Raw genomic sequence first — 14,982 nt, forward strand, 5'->3', positions numbered from 1 at the left:
GTCCACCAGATATCTGTTCGGCGGGTGCCCTCCCACCAGTCGGAGAGCGCACTTCGGTGAAGATTGGAATGAACTTGACTCATGCACGTCCGTAGGTGTCTGCGAGACGAACGATGTCGTCTTCGCCAAGGTAGTCGCCACACTGGACTTCAATGAGTACCAGTTCTTCTTGTCCTGTATTGGTCAAGCGGTGTTTTTCTCTCAATGGAATATAGCGGTACTGGCCGGGAAGGGTCTCATGCTCCACTTCGCCGATCTGCACGATGCCGCGCCCCCGAACCACAACCCAGTGTTCTGCGCGTTGATGGTGATACTGCAATGACAGTGATTCGCCGGGTTTCACGGTGATGCGCTTCACTTTATAGCTGTCCTCTTCCTTCAAGGCAGCATAAGTCCCCCAGGGGCGATGAACCACTGCAGGCAGGGTGACCGCTTCGTGCTTGCGTTCTTTAAGGACGTCGACGATTTTCTTGACTTTCTGGGCGCTGCTTTTATGGGCGACCAGCAGTGCATCAGGCGTGTCGACAATCACAAGATCGTGCACGCCCAAGGTCGCGACCAGCTTGGGGCCGTGGCTGTCGACTTGCACATGAGTTCCCGTGGTGTCGATTGCAACGGCATCGGAAGGCATGGTGTTACCGCTCGCATCAGGGGTATGCGCGCTGGCAACCGCCGGCCAGGAGCCCACGTCGCTCCAACCGAATTTTGCCGGCACCACATGAACGTTGTCTGCCGCTTCCATGACAGCGTAGTCAATGCTGATGTCTGGCTGAAGCCCGAAGGAGTGCAGGTCGAACTGCATGGTGCCATTGGCTTCTCGTGCCGAGTCGAGCGTTTTGCGCGCTGCCACCAAAAGCTCGGGCGCATACTTTTCGAAGGCCGCAACGATGGCATCGGCCGTGAAGCAGAACATTCCGCTGTTCCAGTAATAACGGCCGGTGGCCAGGTATTCCTGTGCGGTCTCGAGATCGGGCTTTTCCACGAAGCGCTTGACCGGCTGCGCTTCTCGCGAAACCTTGGCAACTTCGACATAGCCGAAGCCGGTGTCCGGACTGGTCGGGTTGATCCCGAAGACCACCAGGGCCCCCTTTGTTGCGAGGCGGAATGCCTGCTGCGCGCTGGCCACGAAGGCCTCGACGTCCGGCACCAGGTGGTCGGCAGAGAGCACCAGCATGACCGTGTCGCCGCTGTATTGGCGGATGCACTGCAATGCCGCAAGGGCGATGGCCGGACCCGTGTTCCGGCCCTTGGGCTCGAGCAGCAGCGTCGTTTGGGGCGGGTCTACCATCTGGCCCAGTACGTCCTTCGTGAGGAACAGATGATCCTTGTTGGTGACGATCATGAGATCACCGGTTCCACACGCCTGACCGCGCTCAATGGCCTGCTGCAGCAAGGTCGACTCCCCAAGCTTCATGAAAGGCTTGGGAAAAGCCTGCCGCGATGCTGGCCAAAGCCGGGAACCGGCCCCTCCCGAGAGCACAACTGAAAGGACGCGCATTTTTTATAGATGTTTGAAGAAGAGGATAATTTTACCGGCTCCAGTTTCCGGGGCCGGTAACCAGTGGAAGCCGCTTTCTCTTTCGTGATGACCTCGAGCAATGTTCAGTAAGCCCACGCTGCCAGCCGCGCAGCCCCATATCCGGCGATGCGGGCTTGAGAGCGGCTTGAGCAGTGCGCAGCTTCAGCGCCAGATCGCGTTGCTCGAGCACGAGACGAAGTCCTTGGAAGCGCAGATCCTGGGGATGCAGCGGTCCAGCAGTTGGCGCATCACGGCGCCGCTGCGTTGGGCGAGCCGGCATTTTCAACGCATCGTGCGGGGTGCGTCCTTGCCGCGGGTTGAGGAACGCGGAGACTACACCGATTGGGTCGAGCGTTACGACAGGATCGATACCGCCGACTGCGATCGCAAGCGCCGGGAAATCGATGCCTGGCCGAAACGTCCGCGCTTGCTGCTGATGCCCGCGGGCGAATTGAGCGCGGGCTCGCTTGACGCGCAGTTGTACAACGAATGGACGAGGCGGCCGGCCGGGTCATCGCCCAGCGGCTTCAAGGCTGCGGCTTCCGCCGACTGGGTCATCTGGATCGAACCGGGCTGCGCACTGCCGCCGCACGCGCTGTGGGCCATTGCCCAGCAGGTTGTTGCGCACCCCGACGCGCGCTTGATCTATGCCGACGAAGACGAACTGGATGCAAACGGGCAGCGCATCGATCCCTTTTTCAAGCCCGACTGGAATCCGGATCTTTTCCTCGGCCGCAATCTCTTTTCTTCATGGATTGCCGTGGAGGCCGGCCTGTTCGATGAGGTCGGCGGAATTCGTCCAGAGCTGGCGCCACCCGAGCAGGGCTATGACCTCGCGCTGCGCTGCGTGGAGCGTGTTGGCAGCGAGCAGGTACGCCACATCCCGCACGTGCTAGCTCATCGCCATGCTTCCGAGGCCGCGCTCGGTGCCCGGCCGGCCGGCGTTGCCGTGCTGAATGCCCATTTCGAGCGAACCGGCGCCGCAGCCAGGGCCGAGGCCACGCCGTTTGGCTATCGCACCCGCTATGCGCTGCCCTCTTCGCCGCCGCTGGTCTCACTCATCATCCCGACGCGCAACGCATTGCCGCTGGTGCGGCAGTGCATCGAGAGCATCGTGCTCGAGACGGACTATCCGAACTACGAAATCCTGCTGGTCGACAACGGATCGGACGACCCCGAAGCGCTCGCCTACTTTGCCGCGCTCGATGCGCAGCAGGGCATCACCGTCATCCGCGACGAGCGTCCGTTCAACTATTCGGCGCTGAACAATGCGGCGGTTGCAAGGGCGCGGGGCGAGCTTGTTGCGCTGCTCAACAACGACATCGAGGTCGTCTCGCCTGACTGGCTCGCGGAGATGGTGTCGATTGCCTTGCAGCCGGGGGTGGGCGCTGTCGGCGCGAAGCTGCTTTATCCCGACACGACTGTCCAGCACGGGGGCGTGATTCTGGGGATGGGCGGCATCGCAGGCCATGCCCACAAGCACCTGGCTCGCTCGGATCCCGGCCACGGCGGACGTGCGCAGCTTGCGCAGTCGTTCAGCGCCGTGACTGCGGCTTGCCTGGTCGTGCGCAAGGCGTTCTACGAGCAAGTGGGAGGACTCGACGAGGCGCATCTTGGCGTTGCCTACAACGACGTCGACTTTTGCCTGCGCTTGCGCGAAGCCGGATTCCGCAACGTCTGGACGCCCTGGGCCGAGCTGCTGCACCACGAATCGGCCACGCGGGGACTCGAGGTGGCGGCCGAGTCGCGGAATCGGCTGGCGGCCGAAGCGGCGGTCATGCAGGTCCGCTGGGGCAAGCTCATCGCGCACGATCCAGCCTACAACCCAAACCTGACGCTCGATAGCGAAGATTTCGATCTTGCGTGGCCGCCGCGTACATCCCTATGAACACCGCCCGTCCCCTCGAAGTCTCCGTCGCGCTCTGCACACACAACGGTGCTCGCTTTCTGCGCGAGCAGGTGCGCAGCATCTGCCTGCAAACTCTTCCGCCGGTCGAGATCGTGCTCTCGGACGACGCCTCCCGGGATGACTCGGTGGAGGTGGTTCGCGCTACGGTGGCCGAATGCGCTGTCGAACGGCCCGGGCATCCGGTGGCGCTGCGGGTGTTGAAAAACGCCACCCCCTTGCGGGTCGTCAAGAATTTCGAACAGGCCATCAGTGCCTGCACCCGCGAGCTGATTGCGCTGAGCGACCAGGACGATGTGTGGGTGCCCGATCGGCTTGCGCAGATGGTGGTGCGCTTTCAGCAGGATGAGAATCTGCTGCTGTTGCATACCGACGCGCGCCTTGTCGATGCGGGCGGAAACGACCTCAACCAGTCCCTGTTCCACGCGCTCGAGGTCACCCGGTCCGAAGTCGAGCGTATCCATGGCGGCAGCGCTTTCGACGTGTTTCTTCGCAGGAACCTCGTCACCGGAGCGACCGCGGTATTTCGCCGGTCGCTGCTTGCAGACGCCTTGCCGCTGCCCGTTGAATGGGTCCACGACGAGTGGCTGGGCATCGTGGCATCGGCGGTAGGGCGTGTCGATTTTCTGGAGCAGCCGCTCATCGACTATCGCCAGCATGAGTCCAACCAGATTGGCGCGCGGCGCGACACTTTCGTCGAGAAGATACGCAAGGCGCTTGCATCGCGCGGAAATACCCACGTCGAGCGTGCCATCAAGGCCGAGCTTCTCCTGGAGCGTCTTTTGCAGATCGGCGATCGCGTCTCGCCCGAGATCATTGCCAAGGTCCGCAGCAAGATCGAGCATCAGCGCTTTCGGGCCGCATTGCCCGCGTCGCGGTTGGCGCGGTGCATTCCCATCTTCCGCGAAGCCATGACGGGCCGCTACGACAAGTTCGGCCGCGGCGTACGCGGCGTGGTTCGCGACCTTTTCGAATCTGTGTAGGCTCGCCCCAACAGAGCCAAGCCAAAAAACAATGACCCCAACGAACGCTCCCGCCGTGCCCGCCATCGAATCCATGCCCCTGTGGCCCAGCGTGGTGGTGATCATCCCGTTCTACAACGGCGCCGATTTCATCGAGCGCTCGGTGCGCAGCGTGTTCGAGCAATCGGTGCCCGCGGCCGAGGTGATTGTGGTGAACGACGGTTCGCGGCCGGAGGAGCGCGCGGCGCTCGACGGGCTTGCGAAGCGCTATCCCTTTCGCATTCTCGACAAGGAGAATGGAGGACAAGGCTCCGCACGCAATGCCGGAGTGGCAGCGTCCACCTCCGACTTCATCTGCTTCCTGGACCAGGACGATTTCTACCTGCCCAACCACATCGAGACGTTGGCGTCTTCGATTCCGCAGGACGACCGGCTCTTCGGCTTTGTCTATGCCGACCTGTACGAAGCCGACGCCGATGGAAACGTGATCCGGACCGGCGTTGTGAAGGAGCATGCGACGCATCCCAAGCGAAACATCAACGACCTGCTGCGGCACGACATGTTCGTGCTGCCATCGGCCACGCTGATCAGCCGCAAGGCCTTCGAGGCCGTGGGCGGGTTCGATTCGCAGTTCATGGGCTTCGAGGACGACGACCTCTTCCTGCGCGTGTTCCGCAAGGGCTACAGCAATTACTTTGTCGACAAGGCCGTGACGGTGTGGTGCATCCATACGGCAAGCACCTCGTTCGGCATTCGCATGATCCGCAGCCGCTTCAAGTACTTCAAGAAGCTGGTGCAGATGTTCCCCGACGAGCACCAGCGCGGTCGCTACTACTTCCGCGATTGTCTCGTGCCTCGGTTTCAGCCGTACTTCGTCAACCATGCGATCGAGTCGATCAAGAACGACGACCAGTACCGCGAGGAAATGACCGCGATCCTTTTCGAGTACGGCGCGATGGTGCTGGCCAATCCCTATGTCGGCCGCAAGAAAAAGCTGCGGCTGCGGACCACATTGTTTCTGCTGAAGCACAGCTCGCCCGGCATGGTGCGCCTGGTCGGGGCGATCACGCGGCTGCCGGGTGTGCGCAGCCTGCGGAAGCTCTATTCCTGAGTTCTAGCTAGCGCCCCGTGACCGGCACGGTTGCGGGTGTTTGCTGCTGCTTCTGCGTGCTCATCGCCACGTCGATGTACGTTGCGAACTTGCGCACGTACTCGGCCCGCAAGTGCCCCGCGTCCTTGTAGATGGGCGTGGCGTCGGCATCCGCCCGGGTGCACTGGTTGCCCTTGCAAAGCGTCGGAATCGGGTCGATCACGATGGCGCCGCTTCGGATCGCGATCTGGCGCATGCGCTCGTGGAGGGCCCTTTGCGCTGAAACCCATTCCGTGGTGGGCGACATTGGCGCCACGCTCATGTTGCCGAGCCGCCCCCCCTTGATGAATTCTTCCGGCCCATACCCTTCCCCCACCGGGTTGTCCAGCACCAGGTACACCTGCTTGTGCTTGGCAAGGTTCGTCATCACCGCTTCGAGCATGTTGAGCGCAAAGTCCACGCCGCCGCCGCCCATGAATCGCCGCTTGGTCTTGCCGTCGAAGTAGTAGTAGCGGTCGGCATCGGCGTTCGCGGCGTTGGGCTTGCCGGTTTCCGAGAAGTAGCAGTTCCAGCAGCCGCCGAACACCACCGCGTCGAACTTGTCGCTGATGGCCAGGCGCATGGCGCCGTCGCGGCGCTCGCCGCACAGGTTGTTCTTTTCGTCGACCACGTTGGGAATGGGCGGGCAGGCGCCCCAGGTGGCGAAGGAGAGCGAATCGAGGGTGTCGGGCGCGATCTTGTTCAGCTCCACGGCGCGCGGGCCGTATTGCTCGATGTGGCTGTCGCCGAAAAGGAGCACCCGGCGCTTGCCGTGGCCGATCTGCTGGAGCACCTCGCCGTCGACCTTGATGGGGCTCAGCCCGTCCGGGTAGCCCCAGTCCTTGGCGGCCGCGGCCGTCTTGTTGAAGTAGGGGTCGCTGTGCCGTCCCACGTAGTAGCGCGTGGCCGCCAGGGTGCCCAGCACCACGAAGCCCACCATCAGCGCCACCAGCACCGAGATCACCGTGCTGTTCTCGCTGCGGCGCGTGCCGCGCTCGACAAAACGGTAGGTCAGCCAGGCCAGCACGAAGGCGGCCAGCAGCATCAGCGCGCGCAGGCCGTTGGACGGCACGTCGCCCTCGACGATGCGCGCGTACACCAGCAGCGGCCAGTGCCAGAGGTACAGCGGGTAGCTGATCAGGCCGACCCAAACCATCGGCTTGGAGGCGAGCACGTAGCGGTTGAGCACGCCGGTCGGGCCGGCCGCAATGCAGTAGAAGGCGCCCAGCGTGGGCAGGATGGCCCAGAACCCCGGAAAGGCCTTGCCGCCGCGGATGTAGGCAAGGCCCAGGCCGATCAGCACCAGCCCGGCAATCGACTGCGCATGGCGGCCCCAGCCCGGCTTGGGCAGGGGCCGGTGCAGCCGCATGTACGCCAGCATGCCGCCGATCATCAGCTCCCAGAAGCGCGACAGCGGCGAATAGAACGCCGCGGTGCGGTGGCTGTGGATGGTGGTGACGTTGAGCAGGAACGACATGGCCGCCACCGTGCCCACCACCGCGAGCACGCGCCACTTGCGCTTCCACGCCAGGCCCAGCAGCACGGGCCAGAAGATGTAGAACTGCTCCTCGATGGCCAGCGACCACAGGTGCAGCAGCGGCTTGGTCTCGGCCGCATTGTCGAAGTAGCCGGCCTCGCTCCAGAAGGCGAAGTTCGAGACGAAGCCGGCACCCGCGGCCACGTGCTTGCCGAGCTGCTCCCACTCGTGCGGCAGCAGCGCGTACCAGCCGAAGGCAAAGGTCGCCGCCAGCACCAGCACCAGCGCCGGAAAGATGCGCTTCACGCGGCGCGCGTAGAACTCGCGGTAGCTGAACCCGTCGCCCTCGAAGCTGCCCAGGATGATCGTGGTGATCAGGAAGCCCGAGATGACGAAGAAGATGTCGACCCCGATGAAGCCGCCCTTGATCCACTGCGGAAACGCGTGGTAGCCGAGCACGGAAAGCACGGCGACGGCGCGCAGGCCGTCGATGTCGGGTCGGTACTTGGGATGGAGCAGGTGGGCGTGTTCCTGCGGGGCTGTCGGGCTGCTCGTGGTCGTCATCGTCGTGGTTGGGAGGGGACGGCGCCTGCGGTCTCTGCTGGCTTCCCGGCCCCGGATTGTCTGCGCAAACGCGGTCGCGGCTTTTTTCAGGCCCGGCGGGATCGGGCCCGCAGGTAGCGCCAGAACGCGCCCGAGGTCCACACCTTGAGCAGGCTGGTCACGTGCCAGTAGAGATGCTTCCTGCTGCTGCGGCTGGCGCGCTGGGCCTCGTGGCGCGCGAGCAGGTCTTCGCCCACCTGCAGCTTCCAGCCCGCCAGCTGGGTCCGGGCGCAGATGTCGAAGTCTTCGCCGTACATGAAGAAGCGCTCGTCGAAGCCCCCGATCTGGCGGTAGGCCTGGCTGCGGAACAGCATGAACAGGCCTGGAATCCAGTCCGGCACCGCCGGGCGCACATACCCCGGCTTGCGCCGCGTGAGGATCTCGAGCGGCGTGATGACGGCGCGGTGCTGCTCGGGCGTGCTGCGGCCCGGTTCGAGGATGCGCGGCGTCAGCAGGCCGGCGTCGGGCACGGCCTGCGCCAGCAGCGGCGCCAGCACGTCGCCGTCCAGGCGGATGTCGGGGTTGAGCACCAGGAACCAGGGCGTGTCGCAGTGCCCGAAGGCCTGGTTGTGGTTGGCGCCAAAGCCCTTGGGGGCCGTGTTTTCGATCCGCTCGAGCGCAAATCCCCATTCCAGGCCGGCCAGCACGTCAGGTTCGGGGATGTTCAGCGTGAGCACGACCTTGGCGGTCGAATTGCGGCAGAAGCGGTCCAGCTGCTCGAGCAGCGGGCGCACCAGCGCAAGCTGGCCGTGGCTGACGATCGAAATGGTGATCGGGGGGGAAGAAGGGGAAGGGGGCGCTGGCATGGTCTAATTTCGCTCGGGAATTCTAGGGTTCCCCAACACCCACACATGATTGCTCTGATCGTCATCAGTTTCTTCGTCTCGGCCTTCGGGGTCCAGGTGTTCATGCGCCGCGCGCGCAGGCACGCCCGGCTCTATGGCGCCGACATGCCCCAGCGCTTCCACAAGGGCCACGTGCCGCGGCTCGGGGGGGCGGGCATCCTGCTCGGCATGGGCGTGGCCTGGATGGCCTCCGGCATCACCGGCACCGACCCGTTCAACGTCTCCTGGCCGCTCAAGACCTCGATGCTCACGCTGCTGTGCATTGCGCCGGCGGTCCTCGGCGGCATCGTCGAAGACGTGACGCAGAACGTCAAGGTGCGCTACCGGCTGGCGCTCACCATCGGCTCCGCGCTGCTCGCGTGCTGGGTGCTGGGGCTCAGCCTGTCGCGCACCGGCATCGAGGCGGTCGACGGCTGGCTGGCCGTGGTGCCGTACGGCGCCGTGCTGTTCGCTGCGCTGGCCATCGGCGGGCTGCCGCATGCCTTCAACATCATCGACGGCTACAACGGGCTGGCCGGCACGGTGGCGGTGCTGGTGTGCCTTGCCATTTCGCACGTGGCGCTGCAGGTGGGCGACCGCCAGCTCGCGGCCATGATGGTCTGCCTGGTCGGCGCCACCATCGGCTTTTTGATCTGGAACTATCCGCGCGGCAAGATCTTTGCCGGCGACGGCGGCGCCTACGTGTGGGGCATGGTGATTGCGCTGGCCTGCGTGACGCTGGTGCAGCGGCACCGCGTCGTCTCGCCGTGGTTCCCGATGCTGCTGCTGATCTACCCGGTGTGGGAGACGCTGTTCTCCATCTACCGCAAGCTCGCGCGCGGGCAGTCGCCCGGCACCGCCGACGCGCTGCACTTCCACCAGCTGATCTTCCGGCGCATCGTGCGCGTGGCGTTCGCGGACGACGAGGCGCGCCAATTGCTCGCCCGCAACAACCGGACCTCGCCCTACCTCTGGATGTTCGCCGCGCTGTCGGTGGTGCCCGCGGTGCTGTTCTGGAACAACACCATCGTGCTGATGCTGTTCTGCCTGCTGTTTGTCACGACCTATGTGGGCGCCTACCTGATGATCGTGCGATTCAAGGTGCCGCGCTGGCTGCGCCCGTGACGGCCTCCTTGCTGCAAGAATTCCTTCTTTCCATCGTCCCCACCGTTTTGGAGCCTGCCCGCCCATGACCGATCCCGTCCTCAACATTCCCCCGCGCGACAAGGCCGAAATCCTGGCCCAGGCGCTGCCGTACATCCGCAAGTTCCACGGCAAGACCATCGTCATCAAGTACGGCGGCAATGCCATGACCGATCCGGCCCTGCAGGCCGACTTCGCGGAAGACGTGGTGCTGCTCAAGCTGGTCGGCATGAACCCGGTGGTGGTGCATGGCGGCGGCCCGCAGATCGAGGCGGCGCTCAACCGCCTGGGCAAGAAGGGCAGCTTCATCCAGGGCATGCGCGTGACCGACGCCGAGACCATGGAAGTGGTCGAATGGGTGCTGGCCGGCGAGGTGCAGCAGGACATCGTGGGCCTGATCAACCAGGCCGGCGGCAAGGCCGTGGGCCTGACCGGGCGCGACGGCGGCATGATCCGCGCGCAGAAGCTCAAGATGGCGGACCGCGCCGACCCCAACCTGCACCACGACGTGGGCCAGGTGGGCGACATCGTCTCCATCGACCCCAGCGTGGTCAAGGCGCTGCAGGACGACGCCTTCATTCCCGTGGTGAGCCCGATCGGCTTCGGCGAGGAGAACGAGAGCTACAACATCAACGCCGACGTGGTGGCCGGCAAGCTCGCCACCGTGCTCAAGGCCGAGAAGCTCATGCTCCTGACCAACACGCCCGGCGTGCTCGACAGGGACGGCAATCTGCTCACCAACCTGAGTGCGCGCGAGATCGACGACCTGTTTGCCGACGGCACCATCTCGGGCGGCATGCTCCCCAAGATCGAGGGTGCGCTCGATGCCGCCAAGAGCGGCGTGAACGCGGTGCACATCATCGACGGCCGCGTGCCGCACGCGATGCTGCTCGAGATCTTGACCGACCAGGCCTACGGCACGATGATCCGCGCGCGCTGAGGCCCCAGCCGCCTCAGCGGCCGTTCGCGCTGACCCTGGCCCCCGCGGGTTTCCGGCCCAGGAACTCGAAGCCCGCGGCGCCAACCTCCTGCACCGACTGCGGCAGCTTCTCGAAATCGGTCCACAGCGGCGTGTCGCGCAGCGACGGATCGCGCCACAGGTCCACCAGATCGCCCGCGGGGGCCTCCCGGAAGCGCTCCGCGGCTTCGTCCGACACATTGGCGCGCAGCGCCTGCTCGCACTCCGACGCCAGCCAGCTGACGGAGTGATTCGGCGCGAAATTCTCCGACACCCGCACGCGCTCGGCCTCGAACTCGCGGAACCACTGCTCCAGCCCGTAGCGCGTGCAGTTGAAGAAGTGCCACGGCCGCTCGTGCAGCGGCTGCATGAAGGCGGTGCGAACCAGGATGCGGCCGCCGGGCTTGAGCACCCGAAGCAGTTCCGCCGCCACCTTCTGCGGTTCGCGGTAGTGCTCGAAGGCGTTCATGACGATCACGGCGTCGAAGACCGCGTCGTCGAACGGCAGCACGTGGGCATCGGCGACCACGTCGGTGTGCCTGAACAGGCAGTATTCGACCTCGACCACGTTCTCGATCTTTTCCTGCGAGCCTCCGCCGCTGAGATTCAGCACCCACCCCTTGGTGCTCCTTGCGAGCTTCAGGGCTTCGGGCGGCAGCGCGTTGCTGACGTGTTCGGCGGGCTTGACCTCGGGCTCGCCGATGTCCTCGCAAAGAACCGGCCGGCCCTGGACGACGGGCCAGCGCCGCCAGCCGTCCACGGTCGCCAGCGCGCCGCCTGCCGCATCGGCCGTCAGCTTGAGGCCGGTCTTGGGGCAGCGAAGAATCGGCAGCAGCGCCTGGAGCCGCGACTTCGCGCCGCTGTCGCTCAGCGCCACCTGCAGCGCCGGCGCCTTGCGCGCGAGCCGCTCGTCGATCAGCGACACCCAGGGATGCTGGGCCTTGAAGTTCTCGATCAGCCGCTGGTAATTCTGCGGGACCGTCGTCTCGGCCTTGATCATCGAGCCTGCATGCACGCGGTAGTCCGCAAGCGTTTGCGGCTCCCGCACGCCGCGCTGGCCCTGTTCCGCGAGCCGGCACCAGAAGTCGTAGTCTTCCCAGCCGTGGCGAACGTGGTTGTAGCCGCCGACGATCGCCCACGCCTCCTTCGAGACCAGCGCCATCGCATCGATGTAGTTGCCGGCCACGAAGCGCTGCGGCTCGTAGGAGGCTTCGCCGAGCATCGCGCTGGAGGCGCCGAAGTGCTGGATGGTCGGGTAGGCGAAGGCCACGCGCTCGGCGCGGATGGCGCGGCGCAGTTCCTCGCAGCATTTCGGGCGCAGCCGGTTGTCGGCATCCAGCGGCAGCACATAGGGGCTGTCCGCGAGGTGGAAGCCCGCATTGCGCGTGAGGCCCAGGCCGCTGTTGGCCTCATGCCGTGCGACCACCACGCGGTTGAAGCGCCTGGCGTGCTGCCGGGCCCATGCCAGCACGGCGTCCAGCGAGCCGTCGGTCGAACAGTCGTCCACCACCACCAGGTCCAGCACCGCCAGCGTCTGGGCGCGCACGGACTCCAGCGCCTCGACGATGAACTGCTCGTAGTTGTAGAGCGGAATGACCACCGTGACGTCCGCAATCTCGGCCTCGTCGGCCCGGTGCTCGAACAGCACTTCCAGCGGCATCAGCTGGGGCCGGCGGATCGGCGCCGAGCGAACGCGCGCATCGAGCGCAAAGGCCCGCGCGGCCAGCGCATCGCCTTGCAGCTGGTCGAGCACGCGGCCGAACTGCGTGGCCCGCTGCAGCGGCCCGTACGAGGCCATCGCGCGCAGGAACGCGGCCGAGCCGACGCTGGCCCTCAGTGCCGGGTCCGAAACCAGCGTCGACAGATGGTGGTACCAGTCGTCCGCGCTCGCGGCCAGGAAGCCCGACACGCCATGCTCGATCGCCCGCGTGAACGGGCCGGTCGGCGACGCGATGGTCGGCACGTCGACCAGCGCGGCCTCGAAGAACTTCAATTCGCTCTTGGCTTCGCAGAACGGGTTGCCGAATTCCAGCGGCGCGATGTTGATGTCGAAGCGCGCAATTTCGCGCGGCAATGTCTCCAGGGTCTGGAAGGGCCGCCATTCGATGCGGTGCGCCAGGCCGGCCATCACCGGGTATTCCTCCACGTCGACCAGGCGCATGCCCGATTCGGTCTGGAAGAGCACCAGCCGGCACAGCTCGTTCTCGCGCAGCACGCGCGCGATCGCCTCGATGGCCAGGCCCAGGTCGCGCTGGTGCGTTCGCGAGCCGCCGGCATAGCCGATGCGCACCAGGTTGTCGGTCCGCGCGCTGCGCCACTGCCGGGCGCTGCGCCTGGAGAGCTCGAAGGTCTGATCGTCGAAGCCGTTGAACAGTACATGGGTGGACTTGCCCGCCCAGCGCATGTGATAGGCCAGCTCCTGGGTGCTGGCAATGCACACATCGGCTGCGAGCATGGCGCGGCGCACACTCGTGAAGAGCTCGCGCACCGCGGCCTCCGGATGGGCGTTGGAGCGGATGCCGTCGATCACCTTGGTGTCGGCCAGGTCGGGTTCGATCATCAGGTCGTCGATGTCGAACACCACCTTCTTGCCCTGCGCATGCATCAGCCCGATGGCTTTTTCGAGCACCGGGCTCCACTGGGTGCGCCACAGAATCATCACGTCGTGCCGTGACGTCAGCTCGAGCCGCGCCTCCAGCTCTTCCTGCCGGATCCATTCCGCCGGCACGCCGTTCATCCGCGCCGCCTCGATGTAGCGCGCGACGCGGTACAGATGGCCGGGCGTATCCGCCTCGCCCGAAACGTAGAAGATCGAGAACACCCGGCTCGGCAATGGAGGAATGGGCGGCGGCTCGGTGTCGTCGCTGCCGAGCAGGCCGGCGCGCCGACCCTCTCGCGCGCCGACCAGCGTGTAGTGAATCAGCGGATTGAAGCCTGCCGCATCCCCGTAGCGCGCGGCGTATTCGGTGCCCGAGAACCACGGGCCGGGCTGGCGCCCTTCGGCCGCGCCGTGGGTGACGTAGTGCTCCGCGGGGTCCGTGCCGGCCGATGCCACGTCAGCGTAGGTCTTCAGGTACCACTCGCGGTCGAAGTAGGGCGAGAACCGGACGATCTCCACCGCGCCCAGGTCCACCGGCTTGCCGGCAAGGCGCCGGGCAAGCAGCCGCAGGCGCCTGCGCAGCTTGGCCTTGACGCTCAGGGACGGATCGACCCGCAGGCGCGTGAAGCGCTCCATCAGCGATTCGACCCGGTCTTCCTTGCGGTCGGCAAGGTTCTTCCAGGCCAGCGCGGTGCGCTGCTGCAGGCTCTTGGCTTCGCTGGTCTCGTCCAGGTCGTCGCGGGTCTTGTTCAGGTCGGTGGCCAACTGCGCCACGACATTCCGCAGCTCCGCCACGCGCCGGTTCGCCTGCTCGTGGGCGAAGCCGGTTGCGCGCGCGGCGGCTTCGGCCTGGGCGGCCTTCGCGTGTGCATCGCTGGCCTGCCTGTTCAGGTCTTCCAGCTGCGCTGCCTTCTCGGCCACCTCGTGGGCCAGGGCGTCCAGCTTGCCTTCGGCGCTGGCGCGGGCCTCGGCCTCGGCCGCGCGGGCGGCCGCCACCTGGGCCAGTTCGGCTTCCACCGGTGCGCGCAGGGCATTGGCCTCGTGGATGCGCTGATGCAGTTCGGCCGAGCCGAGCTGTTCGCGCGTGGTCACGAACCAGCGCGTTCCCAGGTGCGCGAAGCGCGCCCTGGCGGCATCGGCGCGCTCGGGTTCGAGGTTGCACAACGCCATGGCGGCGGCCGGCGCGCGGTCGCCCACGGCCAGCACGCCCAGCCCGTGGCCGTGCAGGAACTCGAACGACGGGTAGTGCCGTGCCTGCTCGGCGAAGAAGCGGAAGACGCCGAAATTGCCGCTGCGCACATTGGTGTCGTGGAACAGCACCACGGCCTTGTCCGACAGCTTGGGAAGCCAGGTCTCGAAGTCGTGCTTGACCGCCTCGTAGGTGTGGAAGCCGTCGATGTGCAGCAGGTCGACGGAGCCGTCGGCAAAGTACGGCAGGGCGTCGTCGAAGGTGGACTTGAGGAGCTCGGAGAAGGCGCTGAAGTGCTTGTCGTGGAAGTCGCGCAGCTCGTGGTAGACCTGCGCGTCGAAGTGCCCGGCATGCTCGTCTCCGGCCCAGGTGTCCACGGCGTAGCAGCGCGTGGCCGACTTGAGCCGCGCAACGGCCTCGCAGAACGCCGCGTACGACACGCCGTTGTGCGTGCCCAGTTCCACCAGCAAACCCGGCTTGCAGGCGGCCACGATCCAGAACGCGAACGGCGTGTGGGTCCACCAGGCGCTGGCCTTGCCGAGCAGGTGCGGCGTCCAGAAGAGCGGGTCCAGCACCGGGTGCGTCAGCACGTCGAGCGACCGGTCGACTGTCGGAAGGATGAGGGTGGGTTCTTTCATTTGTATTCCTGCCCGGACGAGTCCGGGCCTCCGCT

At 65.8% G+C, this 14,982-nt stretch carries 9 protein-coding genes; 5 read left to right on the forward strand and 4 right to left on the reverse strand.

All coding sequences use genetic code 11. The annotated features are described in order from the left end of the window. Window positions 1–79 precede the first annotated feature (79 nt). Window positions 80–1,498 carry a mannose-1-phosphate guanylyltransferase/mannose-6-phosphate isomerase gene (locus RZE77_RS03520; protein ID WP_319440716.1) on the reverse strand — a complete coding sequence of 473 codons (1,419 nt, stop codon included), beginning with the start codon at window positions 1,496–1,498 and terminating at the stop codon, window positions 80–82. 166 nt (window positions 1,499–1,664) lie between these two features. Here RZE77_RS03520 and RZE77_RS03525 point away from each other — a divergent pair, with 166 nt between their 5' ends. From RZE77_RS03525 to RZE77_RS03535, 3 genes are read left to right on the forward strand one after another with little or no spacing between them, the layout of a single operon-like run. Continuing rightward, window positions 1,665–3,407: a glycosyltransferase family 2 protein gene (locus tag RZE77_RS03525; protein WP_319440717.1), complete on the forward strand. Its 1,743-nt coding sequence runs from the start codon at window positions 1,665–1,667 to the stop codon at window positions 3,405–3,407. Continuing rightward, entirely contained in the window at window positions 3,404–4,408 is a 1,005-nt protein-coding gene (locus tag RZE77_RS03530; protein ID WP_319440718.1) for a glycosyltransferase family 2 protein, read from the forward strand. The genes RZE77_RS03525 and RZE77_RS03530 overlap by 4 nt, the downstream gene beginning before the upstream one ends. A gap of 31 nt (window positions 4,409–4,439) precedes the next feature. Further along, window positions 4,440–5,498, forward strand: a complete 1,059-nt coding sequence (locus tag RZE77_RS03535; RefSeq protein ID WP_319440719.1) for a glycosyltransferase family 2 protein — start codon at window positions 4,440–4,442, stop codon at window positions 5,496–5,498. 7 nt (window positions 5,499–5,505) lie between these two features. Here RZE77_RS03535 and RZE77_RS03540 read toward each other — a convergent pair whose 3' ends face one another. Both RZE77_RS03540 and RZE77_RS03545 read right to left on the reverse strand, forming a co-directional pair. Beyond that, entirely contained in the window at window positions 5,506–7,557 is a 2,052-nt protein-coding gene (locus RZE77_RS03540) for an acyltransferase family protein (RefSeq protein ID WP_319440720.1), read from the reverse strand. Window positions 7,558–7,643: 86 nt separating this feature from the next. Then, window positions 7,644–8,402 (reverse strand): glycosyltransferase family 2 protein, encoded by a 759-nt coding sequence (locus tag RZE77_RS03545; RefSeq protein ID WP_319440721.1) that lies wholly within the window; start codon window positions 8,400–8,402, stop codon window positions 7,644–7,646. Window positions 8,403–8,447: 45 nt separating this feature from the next. On the opposite strand from RZE77_RS03545, the gene RZE77_RS03550 reads away from it, so the two are divergent. Next, entirely contained in the window at window positions 8,448–9,545 is a 1,098-nt protein-coding gene (locus RZE77_RS03550) for a glycosyltransferase family 4 protein (RefSeq protein ID WP_319429428.1), read from the forward strand. Between the two features lie 64 nt (window positions 9,546–9,609). Next, a complete protein-coding gene (argB, locus tag RZE77_RS03555) occupies window positions 9,610–10,503 on the forward strand; it encodes an acetylglutamate kinase (protein ID WP_319440722.1) in 894 nt (297 codons plus the stop codon). 13 nt (window positions 10,504–10,516) lie between these two features. On the opposite strand, the gene RZE77_RS03560 is transcribed toward argB, so the two are convergent. Beyond that, window positions 10,517–14,947, reverse strand: a complete 4,431-nt coding sequence (locus RZE77_RS03560; RefSeq protein WP_319440723.1) for a class I SAM-dependent methyltransferase — start codon at window positions 14,945–14,947, stop codon at window positions 10,517–10,519. Window positions 14,948–14,982 lie beyond the last annotated feature (35 nt).

It is taken from the genome of Variovorax sp. SPNA7, assembly GCF_033807855.1.
GTDB lineage: Bacteria > Pseudomonadota > Gammaproteobacteria > Burkholderiales > Burkholderiaceae_C > Variovorax > Variovorax beijingensis.